The organism is Streptomyces smyrnaeus (assembly GCF_017676345.1).
GTDB lineage: Bacteria > Actinomycetota > Actinomycetes > Streptomycetales > Streptomycetaceae > Streptomyces > Streptomyces smyrnaeus.
In genome coordinates, this window is sequence record NZ_JAFFZM010000017.1 from 23190 (window position 1) to 43254 (window position 20065).

Genomic DNA, 20065 nt, shown 5'->3' on the forward strand with positions numbered 1-20065 from the left:
GCAGGGGGCCGCTCAGGTGGCGTCGTCGTAGCCGCCCGGCCGCGGCCGGCCGCTCTCACCGCTGCCGTCCTGCGAGCCGCCCTCGCCGCCCGGGCGCGGGCCGGGCAGGGAGTCGCCGGCGCCGATGGCCTCCGGTGTGTGGTCCAGCGGGGACGCCTCGTCGTCGTCCAGCCCGGCGTAGGGGTTGTCGCGGCTGCGGCGGCGGTCGTTGAACAGGGCGATGCCGACGGCGGCGAAGTACAGCAGCACGATCGGTGCCGCCAGCGCGATCATCGTCAGCGGGTCGCCGGTGGGCGTGGCGACGGCGGCGAAGACGGTGATGCCGATGACCATCCCCCGCCACCAGCCCAGCAGCCGCTTGCCGGTCAGCACCCCGCCGATGTTGAGCAGGACCAGCAGCAGGGGCAGCTCGAAGGCGAGGCCGAAGACGATGACCAGCCGGGTGACGATGTCGAGGAAGTCGTCCAGCGGGATGAGGTTGCCCGCTCCGTCCGGGCTGAAGTCCAGCAGCGTCCTGGCGGCCTTCGGCAGGATCAGATAGGCCAGGAAGGCGCCGCCGAGGAACAGCGGCACGCCGGCGGCGACGAAGGAGCGCGCGTACCGCTTCTCGTGCTTGTGCAGGCCGGGTGCGAGGAAGCCCCACAGTTGGTAGAGCCAGACCGGGGAGGCGATGACGACGCCGGTGGTCAGCGCCACCTTCAGCATGATCGTGAACGGGGCGATCAGCCCGTTGATGGTGATCTCGGCGCAGGTCCCGCCCTCGTCGGCGGCCTCGCCGAAGCCCTTGGTGCAGCCGACCGACTCCCGCACGGGGTGCATGAGGAAATCGGCGATCTGCTTGTAGTAGATCATCGCCACGATGGTGACGACGAGGATCGCCAGCACCGACTTCATCAAGCGGTTGCGCAACTCCCGCAGGTGGTCCGCGAGAGGCATCCGCCCCTCGGGGTCCTTCTCCTGTTTACCCTGGTTACGGGCGGACTTGAGCAACCCTCGTCCTCAGTCTCGAAGTGTCGGATACGGCTGGCTCCACCACTCCGCAGCCGGGGCCGCGGAGCGGACGGCGGCACGGTCGGCGATGCGGCCGTCCGCTCAGCTCTGCTTCGGCTGGTCCGCCGGCTCGGTGACGGGGCGCGAGGTCGCGACGTCGCCGGGAGCGGCCTGGATCGTCCGCGGCGCCGACTGCTGCGTCTCACCGGACTTGTCCGCCTCGGTGTCGGAGGAGCCTTCCTTCTTCATCTGCTTGGCTTCGCTCTTGAGGATGCGGGCCGACTTGCCGAGCGAACGGGCCATGTCCGGGAGCTTCTTGGCGCCGAACAGCAGCAGGATGACAAGGAGAATCAGAACGATCTCCATGGGCTTCAAACCTGCGATCATGTGCCACTACCTTCTCGCCGGGGCGGCGTGTTTCTGTGCCTGCCGGATGAATCGGACTGGCTGCATCGTGCTGACGTGCCGACATCGATCGTAACCCTGTGGAGTGAACACCAGGCAATCCCCGTGCATCCGCCCGATTGCGTGCTCCGGCGCCCGCCGATGCGGCATCTGGCAGCCTACCGCTCCCGGATCCGAAGCTGGAGACCGGCCTTACGTCGGTTATGTCTCGTTCGGTCCTTGCGTTTCACCCGAACCCGCGCCCCGGCCGGTCCGCGCCGCCAGCGGGACCGCGGCCCGCTCCAGATTCTCCGCCGCCCGTGTGATCCGCTCGGAGCTGTCACCGACCGCCCGGGAGAAGCGCTGCACCTCCAGCCCCACCCGTACGGCGAGCACTCCGAGCACGGCGATCCCGCAGAACGCGAGCGCCAGAAAGAACATCGGCCAGAGCATGGAAGGCAGCCTAGCGCCGCTCCGGTTCCCGCGGCGGCCACGGGGGTGCCCCGGTCCGCCGATTGCCGACTGCCGACTGCCGATACCTCGTGGCTTTGGGGGTGCCCCCTGCTCGAAGAGCTTGGGGGAGCAGTTCCCCGCGCCCCTGTCGGGGCACGTCTGCTACACCCCGTAGGCCGCAAGAGCCTTTCGCGCCGCATCCCGTGCGCTCTCCGCCAGCTCCTTGGGCGCCGTGATACGGCCGTCCGGGCCCAGCCGGAGCGCCAGCCGGCGCAGCGAGGCGGGGTCCGGAGTACGCAGGGTGATCCGTAGCCCACCGTCGGGCAGCTCCTCCGCGCTGTCGTGCGGGTAGTACTCGGCGACCCAGCGCCCACCGGGGCCGACCTCCACCACGACCTCAGGGTCGGTGGCCGCCGGCTGCACCAGCCCGGCACTCAGGTCCCGCGGCTCTATGGGCGGCGGGTCGGAGCGCTCGTCCAGCAGCTTGATCTCGGCGACCCGGTCCAGCCGGAAGGTGCGCCGCGCCTCCGAGAGCCGGCACCAGGCCTCCATATAGGTGTGGCCGACGGCGAACAGCCGGATCGGGTCCACCTCGCGTTCGGTCAGCTCGTCCCGGGCGGGCGAGTAGTAGCGGATCCACAGCCGGCGCCGCTCGGCGATGGCCCGGTCGACGTCGGCGAAGACGCCGCCCTCGGACTCGAAGGTGACCGACAGCCGCGAGCTGGCGCCCGCGCTCTCGCCGGCCGCCGTCTCCAGCTTGGCCACGGCCCGCTGCAGCGCGTCCCGGTCGCTCTCCCGCAGCCCCGGCAGGGTCGCCACGGCGCGGGCCGCGACCAGCAGCGCCGTCGCCTCGTCGGCGGCCAGCCGCAGCGGCTGCGCCGTGTCGGAACCCAGCGCCTCCGAGTTGCGCCACCAGATGCGTTCGCCGTCGGTGTCGATCTCCAGCAGATCGCCGCCCCGGAAGCTGGTGCCGCACATCGGCAACACGTTCAGGTCGGAGATCAGCTCGTCGTCGGAGATCCCGAACGCCCGTGCGACCTCCTCGACCCGGGCACCGGGCCGGTCCTTGAGATAGGTGACCAGCGAGAGCATCCTGCGGGTCTGATCGATGGCATTGACCGCCATGTGCCGCTCCTCCCTCAGCCCTGTGCCACGGCACGCAGCCGCTCGATGACGTCCGCGCGCAGTTCGGCGGGCTCCAGCACGACGACGTCCGGGCCGAACTCCACCAGCCACGCGTCCAGGCCGTGCCCGTACGGGATCTCCAACTCTTCCCACCCGTCACCCAGTTCCCAGGTCCGCAGCGCCCGGGCCCGCAGCGGATAGCCCGAGCCCGACCGCAGCCTGATCCGCGCGGTGCTGGTGGCGCCCTCGCCCGCCCAGCGCTCCACGGTCTCGCGCACCGTCACCTGATCGGGTACCGGCACGGTGAAGGCGGCGGCGCGGGAGCGGACGGGGCCGGTGATCCGCGAGAGCCGGAAGACCCGCTCGGCCTGCCGCTCCCTGTCCCAGCCCGCCAGGTACCAGTGCCCGCGCCAGCACTCCAGCGTCCACGGCTCGACCTGACGCTTCTCGGAGCGGGCCGCGTTGGACTTGCGGTAGTCGAAGACGACGGGCCGGCGGTCGCGGCAGGCCAGCATCAGCGGCTCGAATGCCGCCTCGCGTGCCGGAATGTGCGGCTCCAGGGTGCTCAGCTGGCGCTCCCCGCCCTGTTCGGGAATGGTGCCGGGCGGCATACCGCCGGCGGCGTGCAGCTTCTGCAGGGCGCCGCTGGCCGCTGCGGCGAGGCGGGCCTGCTGCCAGACGCGGGCCGCCAGCCCGAGCGCGGTGGCCTCGGCGGCGTCCAGGGTGATGGGCGGAAGGCGGTTGCTGTCGCGGCGGGCGACATAGGCGGTCTCCCCGTCGAGGTTCTCGACGGTGTCGATGACGAGCCCCAGCTCGCGCAGGTCGTCCTTGTCCCGCTCGAACATCCGGCTGAAGGACTCCTCGGTGCCGGTGGACCCCGCCGCCGGGCCGTAGGCCGCGCCCGCCTCCCCGGAACCGGACGGGGACGCCTCCGGCGAGCCGTAGGCCGCTGCCTCTCCCGAGCCGTACGCCTCGACATAGGCCTCGATCGACGCGCGCAGCTCGCGCTTGGTGAGCGGGCGGCGGGCCCCCAGCAGGCACAGAGCCAGATTCATCAGCCGCTCGGCCTTGGCGATCGCCATGGGTTCCTCGTGCCCTCTCTCATGCTGTTCTGGGCCCTCGACCGTACCGCCGCCGCGGCGGGAGGCAAAAGCCGGGAGCCCCGCGGTGGGCGGGGCTCCCGTTGGATGTGATATGCGGCTGTCAGACCGCGACGAGGTCGCAGACGAAGATCAGCGTCTCGTTGGGCTTGATCCGACCGCCGCCCGCGCCGCGCTCGCCGTAGGCGAGGTGCGAGGGGATGGTCAGCCGGCGGCGGCCGCCGACCTTCATGCCCTGAACGCCCTTGTCCCAGCCCTCGATGACCTGGCCGGCGCCGAGCTCGAACTGCAGCGGCTTGCCGCGGTTCCAGCTGGCGTCGAACTCCTCACCCGTGGAGAAGGAGACGCCCACGTAGTGCACGGAGACGTTGTCCCCGGCCTTGGCCTCGGGCCCGTCGCCCTCCCACAGGTCCTGGATCTCCAGGTCGGACGGCGGCTCGCCCTCGGGGAAGTCGACCTCGGGCTTGTCGATGCTCACGAAATTGCTCCTACGAACGTATCTGCGGGACAACCGCGCCAGTCTGCCACGGAAGCGGTCACTTCACGTCGAGCACGTCCACCGAGAAGACGACCCCGTCCTTGAACTGCTTCCGCTGCTCCTTGGGGAACTCGTCCTGCGGCACCGAGATCACCACGCGGCTGCCGGCCTGGGCCCCCTTGAGCCCTTCCTTCCAGCCCGGGATCTGGGCGACGGGGATCTCCTGCGGCGCACCGTTCTGCGCCCAGGTGTCGTCCAGCTGCTTGCCGCCCTTCCAGGCCTTGGCGGTGAAGTGGGTCAGGATGGTGCTGTTGGCACCGACCTTCTTCTTGCCGTCGCCCTGGACAACGGTTTCGCTCAGCAGCTGGTCGGGGGCCGAGTCCTTGCCCTTGGGCATCTGGACCGAGGGAGCCTTGTTCTTCTCGACCTTGGTGCTCACCTTGGGCAGCTGCGGGTTCTGCGGCTTGTCCACCGGCTTGCCGTCGATCTTGCTCGGGGCGATCTTCTCCAGGTCGACGACGAAGACCAGCGTGGAGTTGCCGGGAATCGTCGGCGGCTGCCCCTTCTTGCCGTATCCCTTGTCCGGCGGGGCGACGATCTCGACGCGACTGCCGGTGTTCTTGCCGACCAGCGCCTCGTCCCAGCCCTTGATGACCTTGCCGGTCCCGATCTGGAAGGTGGCGGGCGTCTTCCGCTTCCAGCTGCTGTCGAACTCCTTGCCGTTCCACAGCTGGCCCACGTAGTGCGCGCTGACCGCGTCGCCCTTCTGCACCTTCTGCCCGTCGCCGCGCTTGAGCACCTTCGTCTTGAGCTCGGAGGGCGGGTCGCCCTCGCCCTTTTCGATCTTGGGCTTCTTGCCCCAGGATCCGCTCACCGCCGGGGGGCTGCCCTTGGCGTCGGACGAGCCGTCCTCGCCGCCGCAGGCCACCGCGGAGGCGGCGAGCAGCGGAACGGCCAGCAGCGCGGCGATACGGCGCGCGCTGCGACTGCGCGGCACCCGGAAGGCTCGGGGGGTACGGGGGGACGGGCCCCCGGAGATATACAACATGTGTCCCACTCGCGGGTATAGGGATGGTCCTGCGGTCATGACAGCCTACGACCCAGCAACGAGAGGCCCGACGCGCACGACACGAAAGCCGCCCGGCACCGGTCAACTCACGCTGACGGACGCCGCGGAGGGCGGCCCCGAAAGCTCGGGACCGCCCTCCGCGCAGCTGTCCGCCGCCGCGGCGGGGCGCCGGTGGCACCCCGCGCTCACATTCCCGCGATCAGCTTCTCCACCCGCTCGTCCACCGAGCGGAACGGATCCTTGCACAGCACCGTGCGCTGCGCCTGGTCGTTCAGCTTGAGGTGCACCCAGTCGACGGTGAAGTCCCGGCGCTGTTCCTGGGCGCGGCGGATGAAGTCGCCGCGCAGCCGGGCGCGGGTGGTCTGCGGCGGCACCGACTTGCCCTCGAAGATCTTGACATCGTTGCAGATACGGGCCGCCTTGCCGCTGCGCTCCAACAGGTAGTAGAGACCGCGGCGGCGGTGGATGTCGTGGTAGGCGAGGTCTATCTGAGCGATCCTCGGGTGCGACATCGTGATGTTGTTCTTGTTCCGGTACCGCTCGATGAGCTGGTACTTCATCACCCAGTCGATCTCGGTGTTGATCTTGTCCAGCTCCTGGGTGCGCACCGCCTCCAGGGCCCGCCCCCACAGCTCCAGCACCTGCTCGACCCGCCCGGTGCGGATGCCGCGCCGGTCGCAGAAGTCCAGCGCCTTGTCGAAGTACTCCTGCTGGACCTCCAGCGCGGAGGCCTCCCGGCCGCTGGCCAGCCGCACCTTGCGCTGACCGGTGATGTCGTGGCTGACCTCGCGGATCGCCCGGATCGGGTTCTCCAGTGTCAGGTCCCGCATCACCGTGCCCGCCTCGATCATGCGCAGCACCAGGTCGGTGGCGCCGACCTTGAGCAGCATCGTCGTCTCCGACATGTTGGAGTCGCCGACGATGACGTGCAGCCTGCGGTATCGCTCGGCGTCCGCGTGCGGCTCGTCACGGGTGTTGATGATGGGGCGCGAGCGGGTCGTCGCGGAGCTGACGCCCTCCCAGATGTGCTCGGCACGCTGGCTGACGCAGTAGACGGCGCCGCGCGGGGTCTGCAGCACCTTGCCCGCGCCGCACACCAGCTGCCGGGTCACCAGGAACGGAATGAGTACGTCCGCCAGTCGGGAGAACTCCCCGTGCCGGGCCACGAGGTAGTTCTCGTGACAGCCGTAGGAGTTTCCGGCCGAGTCGGTGTTGTTCTTGAAGAGATAGACGTCGCCCGCGATGCCCTCCTCGTGCAGGCGGCGTTCCGCGTCGACAAGGAGGCCCTCGAGAATGCGCTCACCCGACTTGTCGTGAGTGACCAGCTCGGTCACGCTGTCGCACTCCGGAGTGGCGTACTCCGGGTGCGAGCCCACGTCCAGATACAGGCGCGCGCCGTTCCGCAGAAACACATTGCTGCTGCGGCCCCATGACACAACACGGCGGAAGAGGTACCGCGCCACCTCGTCGGGGGACAGCCGGCGCTGGCCCCGGAACGTACACGTGACGCCGTACTCGTTCTCCAGCCCGAAGATTCGGCGGTCCATGCCTGAACATTACGCCTACGTGGAGGATCTGAAACCGGGTTCGGGGCAGCCGTTCCGATCAGTCTTCGCACCTGGCAGACGTTTCCGACGTTCGGTTCCGGTGCGCGGAAGGTCCGGCCCAGGCTCGCTCCCCGCGCCCGCGGAAGGCGTCGCGGCGGCCACGGATCCGGCCGCGGGCGCCGCCGAGCCCGCCACCACCTCGCCCCCTGCGGGGCCGTCGGGGGGTGCCAGGAACCGCCGCGCCGCCACGATCACGGCCAGCGCCGCCAGACCGCCGGCTCCGGCCAGACCGAACCCCGTTCCCGTACCGCCCCACTCGATGACCGAACCCACCACGGCCGTACCCGCGGCGGCCCCCACACCGAACGTCGTCACCAGCCAGGAGAACGCCTCGGTCACCGTCCCCGACGGGGCGTGCCGGTCCACGACCACGAAGGCACACGCCAGGGCCGGGGCCAGGAAGAGCCCGGACAGCCCGCCGAACACCACCATCACCGGGACGTCCGGCACCAGTGCCAGCGGCAGGTTGCCCGCCGCGAACAGGCCCACCAGCACCCGCAGCCGCCCCTCGTGGCTGCCCGGCCAGCCCCGCGCCCCGTAGCCGACCCCGCCCACCAGTGCTCCGGTGCCCTGCGCCGCCAGCAGATAGGTGGAGATCAGCTTGTTGTGGTGGTCGTCGGCGTAGGAGACCGCGGCCAGCGCGAAGGTGCCCAGCGCCAGCCCCACGAAGAAGAACGAGGCCAGCAGCACCTTCAGGCCCGGTGAGCGCAGCGCGCCCAGCCAGTGCGGCTTCCGGGGCGAGGAGCGCCAGCGGCGGGACGGCGGCGAGACGACCACCGAGAGGGCGCCCAGCACCCCCAGCAGGTTGACCACCAGCAGCGCCGCCGCCTCGCTCCACCCGGCGACCAGCAGCGTCACCAGCAGCGGCCCGGCCGCGAACATCACCTCCTGGGCGACGGCGTCCAGCGCGTAAGCGCTGTGCACCTGCTCCTCGCGCCGCAGCACGCTGGGCCACAGCGCCCGCAGCCCGCCCTCCAGGGGCGGGGTGAACAGGCCGAAGACCAGTACGCACGCAAAGCCCAGCGGCAGCGAGCCGATGCCCGCCAGCGCCAGCGTGGCCGCGCCCGCGGCGGAGACCACGGCGGCCGGCAGCATCACCCGTGGCTGCCCGTACAGGTCCACCAGCCGGCCCAGCATCGGCTGGCCGAAAGCGGTGGCGAGGCCGTAGACCGCCGAGAGGGCGCCCGCCAGCGTCATGCTGCCGCCCTCGGCGCGGATGAACAGCGCGATGGCGATCGGCCCCGTGGCGTTCGGCAGCCTGCCCACCAGCGTTCCCGCCAGCAGGCGCATCGCGTGTCTGGCCCGCAGCAGTTCGGCGTAGCCCGTCGCCATCCGCCCCACCCCTCCCTCAGTTTTACGTATAACGGCCTTGTCATACGTACCATGCCAAGGCAGCGGCGGTGAAGGAGTCATCCGTGCCAGAACAGCACGCGTCAGCCACCGGGAACCGTGGCGGCGACGACCACGGCACCGGGAACAGCAGCGACACCGGGAACGGCCGCGGGGACGGCGACGGGAACGGCACCGCGAACAGCGGCGGCGCCCCGGGCCGGGACACCGCGAACCGGGGCCGTACCCGGCCCACCGGCCATGACGTGGCCGGTGCGGCGGGCGTCTCACAGGCCACCGTCTCGCTGGTGCTCGGCGGCAAATGGCAGGGCAGGGTCTCGGCACGCACCGCCGAGTCCGTGCGCGCCGCGGCCCGGGAGCTCGGCTACCGGCCCAACCTCGCGGCCCGCACCCTGCGCCTCGGCCGTACCCGCACCGCGCTGCTGGTCGTTCCCGCGCTGACCAACGACTTCTTCGCCACCGTCCACCGGGGAGCCGTCGAGGTCGCCGGGGCGCACGACTTCGGAGTCGTCCTCTATCCCTCACCCGAAGGCATCACCGCGGCTCCCGACCCCTTCGCCTCGGCGCGTACCGCGCTCGACGGCGTCATCGCCTCCTCGATGGCCCCCGAAGCCCTCGCGGCGCTGCGCGGCGAGGGACTGCCACTGGTGATGCTGGACAGCGACGAGGGCGCCTGTGACGCCACCGTCAACGTCGACCTCGCCGACGGCATGCGGCAGGTGGTGGCCCATCTGCGGGAGCTGGGCCACCGCCGGATCGCGCATGTCGCCGCCGACGTGGACTCCTGGACCTTCGAGGTACGGGCGCGGGCCCTGCGCGATCGGCTGCGGGCATGCGGAGCCACGCTGCTGCGCACCGAGCGCAGCCCGCTGAGCGTGGCGGGCGGCTTGGCGGCGGCGACGCGGATACTGGCCACGGCCGGAAAGGCCGGTGCCGCCGACGTCCCCGAAGACCGGCCGACCGCACTGGTGTGCGACGACGATCTGCTCGCGGTCGGCGCCCTGAAGGCCGCACGGCGGCTCGGGCTGCGGGTACCGCAGGACGTGTCGGTGACCGGGATCGACGATGTCGCGCTGGCCACGGCGGTGGAGCCGGAGTTGACGACCGTTCGGCTGCCCGCCGAGCGGGTGGGGGCGGCGGGCATGCAGGCCCTGCTGTCCGTCCTGGAGGGCCGGCCGGTGGAGGCGGTGCGGCTACCGGTGCGGTTGGTGGCACGCGGGTCGACCGGCCCCTGCCCCTCTCCCGGCCTCCACGGCTCCCCCTAGGCCCCGGGCCCGCGGCCTCCTGGCGGGGCCGCGGGCCGGGTCCGGGGCCTATTTGTCCTCGTCGCCGCCCTCGCTGTCGCCCTCCGTGCTCTCCGGAGCCGGGGTCTCCTCCAGGAGGCGGGCCACCTGGCCGGCCGGGACACGCTTGAACTTGCGGCGCTGGGGGCGCTCGCGGTCCAGCACGGCAACTTCCAACTGCTCGGCGTCCAGCGACCGTTCGCTGCCGTTGGTGTCCCGCTTGAGCGCTTCGACGGCCAGCTTCAGCGCCTCGCCCAGCGACATTCCCTCCCGGTGCCGCTGGTCCATGTAGGTGCCGATCTGATCCGAGTTGCCGCCGACCGCGACCGAGCCGTGCTCGTCCACGATGGAACCGTCGTGCGGCAGCCGGTAGATCTGGTCGTCCTCGGGGGCCGGGCCCACCTCGGCGACGATCAGCTCGACCTCGTAGGGCTTCTCCGCGTTGGCGGAGAAGATGGTGCCCAGCGTCTGGGCGTAGACGTTGGCGAGCCCACGCGCCGTGACGTCCTCGCGGTCGTAGGTGTAGCCGCGCAGATCGGCGTAGCGGACACCGCCGATACGCAGGTTCTCGAACTCGTTGTACTTGCCGACCGCGGCGAAGGCGATCCGGTCGTAGATCTCGCTGACCTTGTGCAGTGCCCGAGAGGGGTTCTCGGCGACGAAAACGATGCCGTCCGCGTACTGCAACACGACCACGCTGCGCCCGCGCGCGATGCCCTTGCGGGCATACTCGGCGCGGTCCGCCATTGCCTGCTGGGGTGACACATAGAACGGCGTCGACACCGGCTATCCGTCCCTTCCTGTCCGAATGAGTGCTCTAGGAGACGGGGGCCTGCGGCCCGTTGGGCAGCCGGAGGCGGCCGTCGTGCACCGTCTGCGCCAGCCCCGAGACCTCCTCCTCGCTCAGCCTGCGGTAACCGTCCTCGGTGATCGCCACGACGACCGGGTAGATCCGGCGCGTCATATCGGGGCCGCCGGTGGCCGAGTCGTCGTCCGCGGCGTCGTACAGCGCCTGGAGGACCACGGTGGCGGCCTGCTCCTCGGTCATCTCGTCGCGGTAGAGCTTCTTGAGCGAGCCGCGGGCGAAGACCGAGCCGGAGCCGACCCCGGCGAAGCCCGGCTCCTCGGAGCGGCCGCCCGTCACGTCGTAGGAGAAGATCCGGCCCTTGCCGCGGTCCAGGTCGAACCCGGCGAACAGCGGGACCACGGCGAGGCCCTGCATCGCCATGCCCAGATTGCCGCGGATCATCGTGGAGAGGCGGTTGGCCTTGCCCTCCAGGGAGAGGGTGGAGCCCTCCACCTTCTCGAAGTGCTCCAGCTCCAGCTGGAACAGCTTCACCATCTCCACCGCCAGGCCCGCGGTGCCCGCGATCCCCACGGCGGAGTGCTCGTCGGCCGGAAACACCTTCTCGATGTCCCGCTGCGCGATGACGTTGCCCATCGTCGCCCGCCGGTCCCCGGCCAGCACCACGCCGCCGGCGAAGGTCGCGGCCACGATCGTGGTCCCGTGCGGGGCCTGCACGGCACCCTCCACGGGGGGCAGCGGCCGGTTGCCCGGCAGCTGCTCCGGAGCGTGGTCGGACAGGAAATCCATGAAGGACGACGACCCTGGCGTCAGGAAGGCAGCAGGTAGACGCCCCGTGCTACGAGTTTCGGCTTCCACACGTTTCCTTCCACGTAGGCGGCGGCACGTCCCAGGACGCCCGCCCGGTCCTTGAACTTCCCCAGCGCGGCGTCCCGGCTGGAGTACGGTACGCCCCGGACCCTACCCGTCTCATGATCGTGGTCCACCTGCTCGGCCGGTTCCGCGTTCTGCGTTCCGCGGACTGCCGGTGCCGCACGCTGCTGCGGACCCGGGACGGATCGGGCGGACGCCGAACCGGACGTCGAGGAGCGTGTCTGGCCGCTCCCCGACGCGGTTCATCGCTTCGACTCCCCCTCGTTCACGGTCACCCGTTCAAGAGTGTGGACTACTGTCCACCCTTCTGAACGAAGGAGCGCACGAAGTCCTCGGCGTTCTCCTCGAGCACGTCGTCGATCTCGTCCAGCACCGAGTCCACGTCGTCCGAGAGCGCCTCCTGGCGCTCCTTGAGGTCCTCGGAGACCTGCGCTTCCTCGGTCTGCTCCTCGGTCTCCTCGGTGTGGCGCGTGGACTTCTGCTGTCCGCCGCCGGTGTCCTTGGTCGCCATTTCCCTCACCCCGCTCGGTTCGGTGGTGTACGCGGAACGTACAAGATCAGACCCTACAAGCAGGGACTGACATCGGCTCCTTCGTTGTTACAACGTCCGACAACCACCTCGATGATTCCCGGACCACGGACCGAATAGCCGCGATTCAGCCGCCCGAAAGCACCTTCACCAGCTCTTCCGCGGTGCGGCAGCGGTCCAGCAGCTCCTTGACGTGGTTACGGGTACCCCGCAGCGGCTCCAGGGTAGGGACCCGTTGCAGAGAGTCACGGCCGGGCAGGTCGAAGATGACCGAGTCCCAGGATGCGGCCGCCACGTCGTCGGCGTACTGCTCCAGGCAGCGGCCGCGGAAGTAGGCGCGGGTGTCCTCCGGAGGCTTGAAGGCGGCCTCCTTGACCTCTTCCTCGGACAGCAGCCGCTGCATGCTGCCGCGGGAGACCAGACGGTTGTACAGGCCCTTGTCGGGGCGTACGTCCGCGTACTGCAGGTCCACCAGATGCAGCCTGGGGGCGTCCCAGTCGACCCCGTCACGGCGGCGGTAGCCCTCCATCAGCTCCCGCTTGGCCACCCAGTCCAGCTCCCCCGCCAGGCTCATGGGGTCGCGCTCCAGCCTGCCCAGCACGTCCTCCCAGCGGGCCAGCACATCCCGGGTCTGGTCGTCCGCGTCGGCACCCCAGCGCTCCTCGACGTACTTGCGGGCCAGCTCGTAGTACTCCATCTGGAGCTGTACCGCCGTGAGGGTGCGGCCGTTGCGAAGGGTGATCAGCCGTTCGAGTGTGGGGTCGTGCGAGACCTGGTGCAGGGTGCGTACGGGCTGGTCGACGGCGAGGTCGACGGCGATGAAGCCGTCCTCGATCATGGACAGCACCAGCGAGGTCGTGCCCAGCTTGAGGTAGGTGGAGACCTCCGAGAGGTTGGCGTCCCCGATGATCACATGCAGCCGCCGGTACTTCTCGGCGTCCGCGTGCGGCTCGTCGCGGGTGTTGATGATCGGCCGTTTGAGCGTGGTCTCCAGCCCGACCTCGACCTCGAAGTAGTCGGCGCGCTGACTGAGCTGGAAGCCGTGCTCGCTGCCGTCCTGCCCCAGCCCCACCCGTCCGGCTCCGCACACGACCTGCCGGGAGATGAAGAACGGGGTCAGATGCCGCACGATCTCCGAGAACGGGGTCTCTCGTTTCATCAGATAGTTCTCGTGCGTGCCGTAGGAGGCGCCCTTGTTGTCGGTGTTGTTCTTGTAGAGGTGGATCGGGCTGGTGCCGGGGACCTCGGCCGCGCGCTCAGCGGCCTCGGCCATGATCCGCTCGCCCGCCTTGTCCCACAGCACGGCGTCCCGCGGGTTGGTGACCTCGGGGGCGCTGTACTCCGGGTGGGCGTGGTCGACGTAGAGCCGGGCTCCGTTGGTGAGGATGACGTTGGCCAGGCCGATGTCCTCGTCCGTCAGCTGGCTGGCGTCGGCCGACTCGCGAGCCAGATCGAAGCCGCGGGCGTCCCGCAGCGGGTTCTCCTCCTCGAAGTCCCAGCGGGCGCGGCGCGCCCGGTGCATCGCCGCCGCATAGGCGTTGACGACCTGGGACGAGGTGAGCATGGCATTGGCGTTGGGGTGGCCGGGCACGGAAATGCCGTACTCGGTCTCGATGCCCATTACGCGCCGTACGGTCATGCTTCCCTCCTTGCCTGACGGCGGCCCGCCGGTGGACCACCGTTCAAGTCCCGCTGCGCATCCGTCCCGTGTGCGGCCCCCTCCTGCGCACTGCGCGTCGCGGCGGTAGGGAAGAGCCTATGACGCACGGAGGGGAGTGGGGAGATCACTCTGCGGACTTCCTTGACGCTCCGGGAAACGATCCGGCTGCGGGTACCCCGGGCGGGGACCCGCAGCCGGAATCGGTCCTCGTTACAGGTACTGACCGGTGTTGGCGACGGTGTCGATGGACCGGCCGGTGTCCGCACCCTGCTTTCCGGTGACGAGGGTGCGGATGTAGACGATCCGCTCGCCCTTCTTGCCGGAGATGCGGGCCCAGTCGTCCGGGTTGGTGGTGTTGGGCAGGTCCTCGTTCTCCTTGAACTCGTCCACGCAGGCCGACAGCAGATGGGAGACGCGCAGGCCCTTCTGGTTGTGGTCCAGATACGCCTTGATGGCCATCTTCTTGGCACGGCCGACGATGTTCTCGATCATCGCGCCGGAGTTGAAGTCCTTGAAGTAGAGGACTTCCTTGTCGCCGTTGGCGTAGGTGACCTCCAGGAAGCGGTTCTCCTCCGACTCCGCGTACATCTGCTCCACGACCGACTGGATCATGGCGTCGCAGGCGGCCTCCAGGTTGCCACCGTGCTCGGCGACGTCGTCCGCGTGGAGCGGCAGGTTCGGGGTGAGGTACTTGGAGAAGATGTCCTTGGCGGCCTCGGCGTCCGGGCGCTCGATCTTGATCTTCACGTCCAGCCGGCCGGGACGCAGGATCGCCGGGTCGATCATGTCCTCGCGGTTCGAGGCGCCGATGACGATGACGTTCTCCAGGCCCTCCACACCGTCGATCTCCGAGAGCAGCTGCGGGACGATGGTGTTCTCCACGTCCGAGCTCACGCCCGAGCCACGGGTGCGGAAGAGCGAGTCCATCTCGTCGAAGAAGACGATGACGGGCGTGCCCTCGCTGGCCTTCTCCCGGGCCCGCTGGAAGACGAGCCGGATGTGCCGCTCGGTCTCACCCACGTACTTGTTGAGCAGCTCGGGGCCCTTGATGTTGAGGAAGTAGCTCTTCCCCTGGGGCTTGCCGGTGACCTCGGCGACCTTCTTGGCGAGCGAGTTGGCCACCGCCTTGGCGATGAGCGTCTTGCCGCAGCCGGGCGGGCCGTAGAGCAGGACGCCCTTGGGCGGGCGCAGTTCGTGCTCCCGGAAGAGGTCCGGGTACAGGTACGGGAGCTCGACGGCGTCTCTGATCTGCTCGATCTGTCCGGTGAGGCCACCGATCTTGGTGTAGTCGATGTCGGGGACCTCTTCGAGGACCAGTTCCTCGACCTCGCTCTTGGGTACGACCTCGAAGACGTAGCCGGAGCGGCTCTCCAGCAGCAGTGCGTCCCCGGCCCGCAGTGTGGTGTTCAGCAGCGGCTCGGCGAGGCGTACGACCCGCTCCTCGTCGGTGTGGCCGACGACCAGCGCTCGCTCTCCGTCGTCGAGCACTTCCTTGAGGGTGACGATGTCACCCGCGCGCTCGAACTCCATGGCCTCGACCACGTTGAGCGCCTCGTTCAGCATGAGCTCTTGGCCGCGCTGCAGGGACTGCAGGTCGACATTGGGGCTGACGTTCACCCTCAGCTTGCGGCCTCCGGTGAAGATGTCGGCCGTGTCGTCCTCGTTGGCCTGCAGGAAGACTCCGAAGCCCGCCGGCGGCTGGGCGAGCCTGTCGACCTCTTCCTTGAGGGCGACGATCTGGTCACGTGCCTCGCGGAGCGTGTTGGAGAGCCGCTCGTTCTGGGCGGACACACCGGCCAGGTTGGTCTGCAGCTCGACGATCCGCTCCTCGAGAATACGAGTGTGCCGCGGAGAGTCGGCGAGCTTGCGGCGCAGGACGGCGATTTCCTGCTCAAGGTAGGCGATCTGGCCGGACGGGTCTTCGGAACCCCGACCGGGCCGGATGCCGCGGTTGGTGTCGTCGTCGTGGGCTGCCACGGTCCTCACCTCCTCCAGGGGGAGCTGGACGCTTCGACCCTACCTGGGCCGGTGCGGGTTGAAACCCCTAGATCACAAAGACGGTCGGGGTGTGTCCGATCTTCACCCTTGCGCACTCCCTCAGGACTGGGAATACCCACCCACAACCATCTGAAAGCGACGGGTATGTGACCGGTTGCAGTGTCGAGACGTTCAACACCCTTCAAGGGCCGCACTGTTTCGGCCCGAGCGGGACTTGAGACGGCGGCTTCGCGCGGCGCCTCAGGAGGGCCCGTCAGACGCTGACGCCACCGCCGGCCACCGGGCCCGGACGGAGGGCGAACTTCCCCTCCCGCCACTCCCACTTGACCGTACGCCGCTTGTCGGGACAGCAGCGCGGCACATCGGCGGAGGAGTAGCCGAGGAGGGTCGCGGAGATGGTGGTACCCCGCACGGCGAGGTCCCGGACCGACATGCCCTCCCGCTGCTCGACGAGGGTGGCGGCGATCCGCGGCCGGCGGTCCTCGGCGGGGCCGGAGAGCACGAAGACCGCGCTGGGCGGAGTGCCCCCGTGCGCCCGGCAGCGGACGACCGCGACGGTCTCCGTCGCGCTGTCGCCGTCGAAGTCCGCCGCGGCCTTGTCGAGTACGTCGATCCCGGCGCCGGCCGGGCCGCAGTCCAGCGGGTAGCGGGCCTGTGCCGGGTCCGGCGCTCGGCCCGGGGCCTTTGCGGCCGTGGTGGCGGTGGCGGGCTGGAGCAGCGCGGTGCCGCCGAGTACGGCGGCGAGGGCTGCGGCAGTGGCGAGCCAGTGGACGGCACGGGTGCGGGTGTGCGGCAGTTCCGTCACTCGGGGTGACTCCTGGCGGACGAGACGGCGGCGGAGGTGCTCCGCATCGTGCCATACGTCACACCGCCGCGGAACCGCGGGGTCCCCTTCTCCCGGGCCCCTCCCCCGCACCAACGCCGCAGCCCCGCACGCCGGTTCGGGTCCCGGGCCTTGCCCGGGACCTCTCACGTACCCGGCATGGGGGCTGCGCTTGCCCACCCTGCTCCAAGGGGCAGCCCCTCAACCGGAACAGCCGAGAGGGGGAGGCCTGGTGCCGTCTAGGCCCGGCCGCCGCCGGACTGGCTGCCGGGGCCGGTGTAGTCCTCCCCGTACGCGCCCTTGGCCGGGCGGCGCCGGCGAAGGGGCGGCTCGACGCCGTCGGCCAGCCGACGGGCCGTGAGCAGGAAGCCGGTGTGGCCGATCATGCGATGGTCGGGCCGGACGGCGAGGCCCTCGATGTGCCAGTTGCGCACCATCGTCTCCCAGGCCTGCGGCTCGTTGAACGTCCCGAACTCGCGGATCGACTCGACCATGCGCGCCATCTGCGTGGTGGTGGCGACATAGGCGCACAGGATGCCACCGGGCACCAGCGCCTTGGAGACGGCCTCCAGGCACTCCCAGGGCGCGAGCATGTCGAGGATGACGCGGTCCACGTCGGGGTCGCTGAGGTTGTCCTGGAGGTCACCGACGGTGAGCGTCCAGGCCGGGTGGGGGCTGCCGAAGTAGCGCTCCACGTTCTGCTGGGCGATCTCGGCGAAATCGGCGCGGCGCTCGTAGGAGTGGAGCATGCCCTGGTCGCCGATGGCGCGGAGCAGGAAGGTGCTCAGCGAGCCGGAGCCGACCCCCGCCTCGACGACGCGTGCGCCGGGGAAGATGTCGGCCATGGCGAGCACCTGTCCGGCGTCCTTGGGATAGACGACGGCGGCTCCCCGCGGCATGGACAGGACATAGTCGGGGAGCAGTGGACGCAGCGCGAGGTAGGCGACGTTTCCGGTGGTACGGACGACACTCCCCTCGGGCGCACCGATCAGCTCGTCGTGGGGGAAGGCTCCCTTGTGGGTGTGGAAGCTCTTTCCCTCTTCGAGGGTGATCGTGTAGTGGCGTCCCTTGGGGTCGGTGAGCTGGACCTGGTCCCCGACCTTGAAGGGCCCGCGACGGCGGGCGGCACCGGTCGGTTCGGACATACGCACAGCCTAGCCGGTCCGCAGGGTGCGGTTAGCCGCCGGGCCTGCTGCCGTCCTGGTCCGGGCGCTTGGCCATGGCCTCCACGAACGCGCGCTCGACATCGGCGGTGGACAGCACCCCGTAGATCTCGCCGGTGTCCTCCACCACCAGGTACTCGGTGGCGGGGGTGGCGCGCAGCCACTCCAGCAGGTCCTCCCCGGCCAGCTCGGCGGGGACCCGCATGCCCTCCTTGAGGTCCTGCGCGAGGGTGCTGACCGCGACCCAGGGGCGGCGGTGCTCGGGGACGGAGGCGATGGCCGCCTCCCGCACCAGCGAGAGCGGGTCGCCCTTGCCGTCGACGACGACCAGCCCGCGGGCGCCCGCGGCGTTGGCCCGGCGCAGCGCCTCGGACAGCGGGGTGTCCGTCTCCACCGGGACCGCACGCCGGGTCAGCGTGCGGGCGCGCAGCTCGGGGAGGCGCTCGCGCAGCCTGGCCATCCGCAGGCTGTTTCCGGCCCCGGTCCAGATGATGGCGGCCAGGATCGCGGCGAGCAGCGCGTCGGTGAGGGAGTCCGTACCGCTGACGCCGTCCCTGGCCAGGCCGCCCGCGTGGGTGGCCAGGGGAAGGCCGATCAGCACGGTGACGGCCAGCGCCCGGCCGATCCAGGCGGCGGCGACGGTGCCGGTCATCGGCTTGCCGGTGATCTTCCAGATGACGGCGCGCAGCATCCGGCCGCCGTCCAGCGGGAGGCCGGGCAGCAGGTTGAAGGCCGCGACCAGGAGGTTGGAGAACATCAGCCCGGCCAGCAGCACACCGGGGACGCTGCGGGGTTCGACCGCGTGCATGGCGCCGTAGAAGACACCGGCCAGGGCCAGGGAGAGCAGCGGTCCCACGAACGCGAGGACGAATTCGCGCCCCGGGGTCTCGGACTCCTTCTCGATCTCGGAGACGCCGCCGAAGAACTGCAGCTGGATGCGACGCACCGGCAGCTTGAAGCGGAGCGCTGCCACCGTGTGCGCCAGCTCGTGGACGAGGACGGAGGCGTAGAAGGCGACGGCGAAGAAGAGCGCGATCAGATAGCGGACGACACCCAGATGGGGCAGCACGCGGTCGAGCTGGCCGCCGAAGACCCAGGTGATCAGGATGGCGACGAGGAACCAGGACGGTGCCACGTAGACGGGGACCCCGAAGGGACGCCCCATCAGGATTCCGCCGCCCGGCGGGTTGGGGCGTACGGGTTTACGGGGAACCGGCCGACGGCGGTTCGGCTCGTCGGGGCCGTCGCCCTCGCCGGAGCCGCCGGCTGGCGGCTTCCCGTCGTTGTCCTCGTCCGCCACGGGTTCCCCTCTGCTGCTTCCCTCGGGCCCCGCTGCGCCGCGCGGCTGCCGAATCATCTTCAGGTTGGCGATCATCCGACGCGAGGGGGTCTGCCGTCGATGGTAAGTGTCCGCTGTCAGTGGTGGGCCGTAGGGTCTTACCCCATGAGAACCAGCGCGGCCACACCGCCGACCTCGCTGTCGCCCTCCCGGGCGGGGGACTTCATGCAGTGCCCGCTGCTCTACCGCTTCCGGGTGATCGACAAACTGCCGGAGAAGCCCTCTGCCGCCGCCACCCGGGGGACGGTGGTGCACGCCGTGCTGGAGAGACTCTTCGACGCCCCGGCCACCGAGCGCAGCGCACCGCGGGCGCGCGCCATGGTGGCCGGGGAGTGGGAGCGGCTGCTGGCCAAGCGCCCGGAGCTGGCCGAGCTGTTCGCCGAGGACACCTCGGACGGCGCCCGGTTGGCGCAGTGGCTGGCCGACGCCGAGGCGCTGGTGGAGCGGTGGTTCACCCTGGAGGACCCCACCCGGTTGGAGCCGGCGGAGCGCGAGCTGTTCGTGGAGGCGCGGCTGGACTCGGGGCTGCGGCTGCGCGGGATCATCGACCGGGTGGATGTGGCGCCCACCGGCGAGGTGCGGATCGTCGACTACAAGACGGGCAAGGCACCGCGCCCGGAGTACGCCGAGGGCCCGCTGTTCCAGATGAAGTTCTACGCCCTGGTGCTGTGGCGGCTGCGCGGGGTGGTGCCGCGCCGGCTGCAGCTGGTCTTCCTGGGCAGCGGCGACGTCCTCACCTACGACCCGGACGAGCGCGATCTGCAGGCCACCGAGCGCAAGCTGCTGGCGCTGTGGGACGCGATCGAGCGGGCGACGGAGACGGGCGACTGGCGCCCCAGGCCGAGCAAGCTGTGCGACTGGTGTGACCACCAGGCGCACTGTCCGGAGTTCGGCGGCACTCCCCCGCCCTATCCGCTGACGATCCAGCCCCGGCTGCCCGAGCCACGGGAGGAGCCGGAGTCGGAAGGGCAGCGGGCCGCGGCCTCGGGGGCTGAGTGAGAATGGGGCGACCGCTGCCGTCCCCCTGAGGAGTTCC

Annotated in this window: 19 protein-coding genes and 1 pseudogene; 2 read left to right on the forward strand and 18 right to left on the reverse strand. The window is 70.4% G+C overall.

Annotated elements, in window-relative coordinates; all coding sequences use genetic code 11:
* Positions 1 to 12: 12 nt before the first annotated feature.
* The 9 genes from tatC to JW613_RS25470 form a co-directional block, all read right to left on the reverse strand.
* Complete coding sequence (tatC, locus tag JW613_RS25430; RefSeq protein WP_209213248.1) at positions 13 to 990, reverse strand: twin-arginine translocase subunit TatC; 978 nt, start codon at positions 988 to 990, stop codon at positions 13 to 15.
* A 102-nt stretch (positions 991 to 1092) separates the two neighbouring features.
* Positions 1093 to 1377: a Sec-independent protein translocase subunit TatA gene (gene tatA / locus JW613_RS25435; RefSeq protein ID WP_209213249.1), complete on the reverse strand. Its 285-nt coding sequence runs from the start codon at positions 1375 to 1377 to the stop codon at positions 1093 to 1095.
* Between the two features lie 219 nt (positions 1378 to 1596).
* Positions 1597 to 1827: a hypothetical protein gene (locus JW613_RS25440; protein ID WP_209213250.1), complete on the reverse strand. Its 231-nt coding sequence runs from the start codon at positions 1825 to 1827 to the stop codon at positions 1597 to 1599.
* 162 nt (positions 1828 to 1989) lie between these two features.
* Entirely contained in the window at positions 1990 to 2952 is a 963-nt protein-coding gene (locus tag JW613_RS25445) for a helix-turn-helix transcriptional regulator (RefSeq protein WP_209213251.1), read from the reverse strand.
* Between the two features lie 14 nt (positions 2953 to 2966).
* A complete protein-coding gene (locus JW613_RS25450; protein WP_209213252.1) occupies positions 2967 to 4034 on the reverse strand; it encodes a helix-turn-helix transcriptional regulator in 1068 nt (355 codons plus the stop codon).
* 121 nt (positions 4035 to 4155) lie between these two features.
* Positions 4156 to 4530: an FKBP-type peptidyl-prolyl cis-trans isomerase gene (locus tag JW613_RS25455; protein ID WP_209213253.1), complete on the reverse strand. Its 375-nt coding sequence runs from the start codon at positions 4528 to 4530 to the stop codon at positions 4156 to 4158.
* 58 nt (positions 4531 to 4588) lie between these two features.
* The gene (locus JW613_RS25460; RefSeq protein WP_307866034.1) at positions 4589 to 5527 is read right to left on the reverse strand and encodes an FKBP-type peptidyl-prolyl cis-trans isomerase; all 939 of its coding nucleotides are present in this window, start codon (positions 5525 to 5527) and stop codon (positions 4589 to 4591) included.
* Between the two features lie 257 nt (positions 5528 to 5784).
* Entirely contained in the window at positions 5785 to 7146 is a 1362-nt protein-coding gene (pafA, locus tag JW613_RS25465; RefSeq protein WP_209213255.1) for a Pup--protein ligase, read from the reverse strand.
* Between the two features lie 15 nt (positions 7147 to 7161).
* Entirely contained in the window at positions 7162 to 8538 is a 1377-nt protein-coding gene (locus JW613_RS25470; protein ID WP_209213256.1) for an MFS transporter, read from the reverse strand.
* 263 nt (positions 8539 to 8801) lie between these two features.
* Here JW613_RS25470 and JW613_RS25475 point away from each other — a divergent pair, with 263 nt between their 5' ends.
* A complete protein-coding gene (locus JW613_RS25475) occupies positions 8802 to 9821 on the forward strand; it encodes a LacI family DNA-binding transcriptional regulator (RefSeq protein ID WP_307866040.1) in 1020 nt (339 codons plus the stop codon).
* 48 nt (positions 9822 to 9869) lie between these two features.
* Here JW613_RS25475 and prcA read toward each other — a convergent pair whose 3' ends face one another.
* The 9 genes and pseudogenes from prcA to JW613_RS25520 all read right to left on the reverse strand — a co-directional run bounded on the left by prcA (position 9870) and on the right by JW613_RS25520 (position 19200).
* Entirely contained in the window at positions 9870 to 10622 is a 753-nt protein-coding gene (prcA, locus tag JW613_RS25480; protein WP_209213258.1) for a proteasome subunit alpha, read from the reverse strand.
* A gap of 34 nt (positions 10623 to 10656) precedes the next feature.
* Positions 10657 to 11502, reverse strand: coding sequence for a proteasome subunit beta (prcB, locus tag JW613_RS25485; protein WP_209213259.1), 846 nt, complete (start codon positions 11500 to 11502; stop codon positions 10657 to 10659).
* Positions 11454 to 11642, reverse strand: a pseudogene (locus tag JW613_RS25490) (endonuclease domain-containing protein); the annotation flags it as partial. The pseudogene JW613_RS25490 and the gene prcB, both read right to left, overlap by 49 nt.
* Positions 11643 to 11809: 167 nt before the next feature.
* Positions 11810 to 12028, reverse strand: a complete 219-nt coding sequence (locus JW613_RS25495; RefSeq protein WP_185016359.1) for a ubiquitin-like protein Pup — start codon at positions 12026 to 12028, stop codon at positions 11810 to 11812.
* 145 nt (positions 12029 to 12173) lie between these two features.
* Positions 12174 to 13685 carry a depupylase/deamidase Dop gene (dop, locus tag JW613_RS25500; RefSeq protein ID WP_180289569.1) on the reverse strand — a complete coding sequence of 504 codons (1512 nt, stop codon included), beginning with the start codon at positions 13683 to 13685 and terminating at the stop codon, positions 12174 to 12176.
* A 231-nt stretch (positions 13686 to 13916) separates the two neighbouring features.
* Positions 13917 to 15683: a proteasome ATPase gene (gene arc, locus JW613_RS25505; protein WP_099878914.1), complete on the reverse strand. Its 1767-nt coding sequence runs from the start codon at positions 15681 to 15683 to the stop codon at positions 13917 to 13919.
* Between the two features lie 274 nt (positions 15684 to 15957).
* On the reverse strand, positions 15958 to 16509 hold the full coding sequence (locus JW613_RS25510; RefSeq protein WP_209213260.1) for a hypothetical protein: 552 nt from the start codon (positions 16507 to 16509) through the stop codon (positions 15958 to 15960).
* A 257-nt stretch (positions 16510 to 16766) separates the two neighbouring features.
* Positions 16767 to 17672, reverse strand: coding sequence for a tRNA (adenine-N1)-methyltransferase (locus JW613_RS25515; protein ID WP_099878918.1), 906 nt, complete (start codon positions 17670 to 17672; stop codon positions 16767 to 16769).
* 31 nt (positions 17673 to 17703) lie between these two features.
* Entirely contained in the window at positions 17704 to 19200 is a 1497-nt protein-coding gene (locus tag JW613_RS25520; RefSeq protein ID WP_245226295.1) for a site-2 protease family protein, read from the reverse strand.
* Between JW613_RS25520 and JW613_RS25525 the strand changes: the two genes are divergently transcribed.
* Positions 19135 to 20028: a RecB family exonuclease gene (locus JW613_RS25525; protein WP_209213262.1), complete on the forward strand. Its 894-nt coding sequence runs from the start codon at positions 19135 to 19137 to the stop codon at positions 20026 to 20028. The genes JW613_RS25520 and JW613_RS25525 overlap by 66 nt on opposite strands.
* Positions 20029 to 20065: the final 37 nt, after the last annotated feature.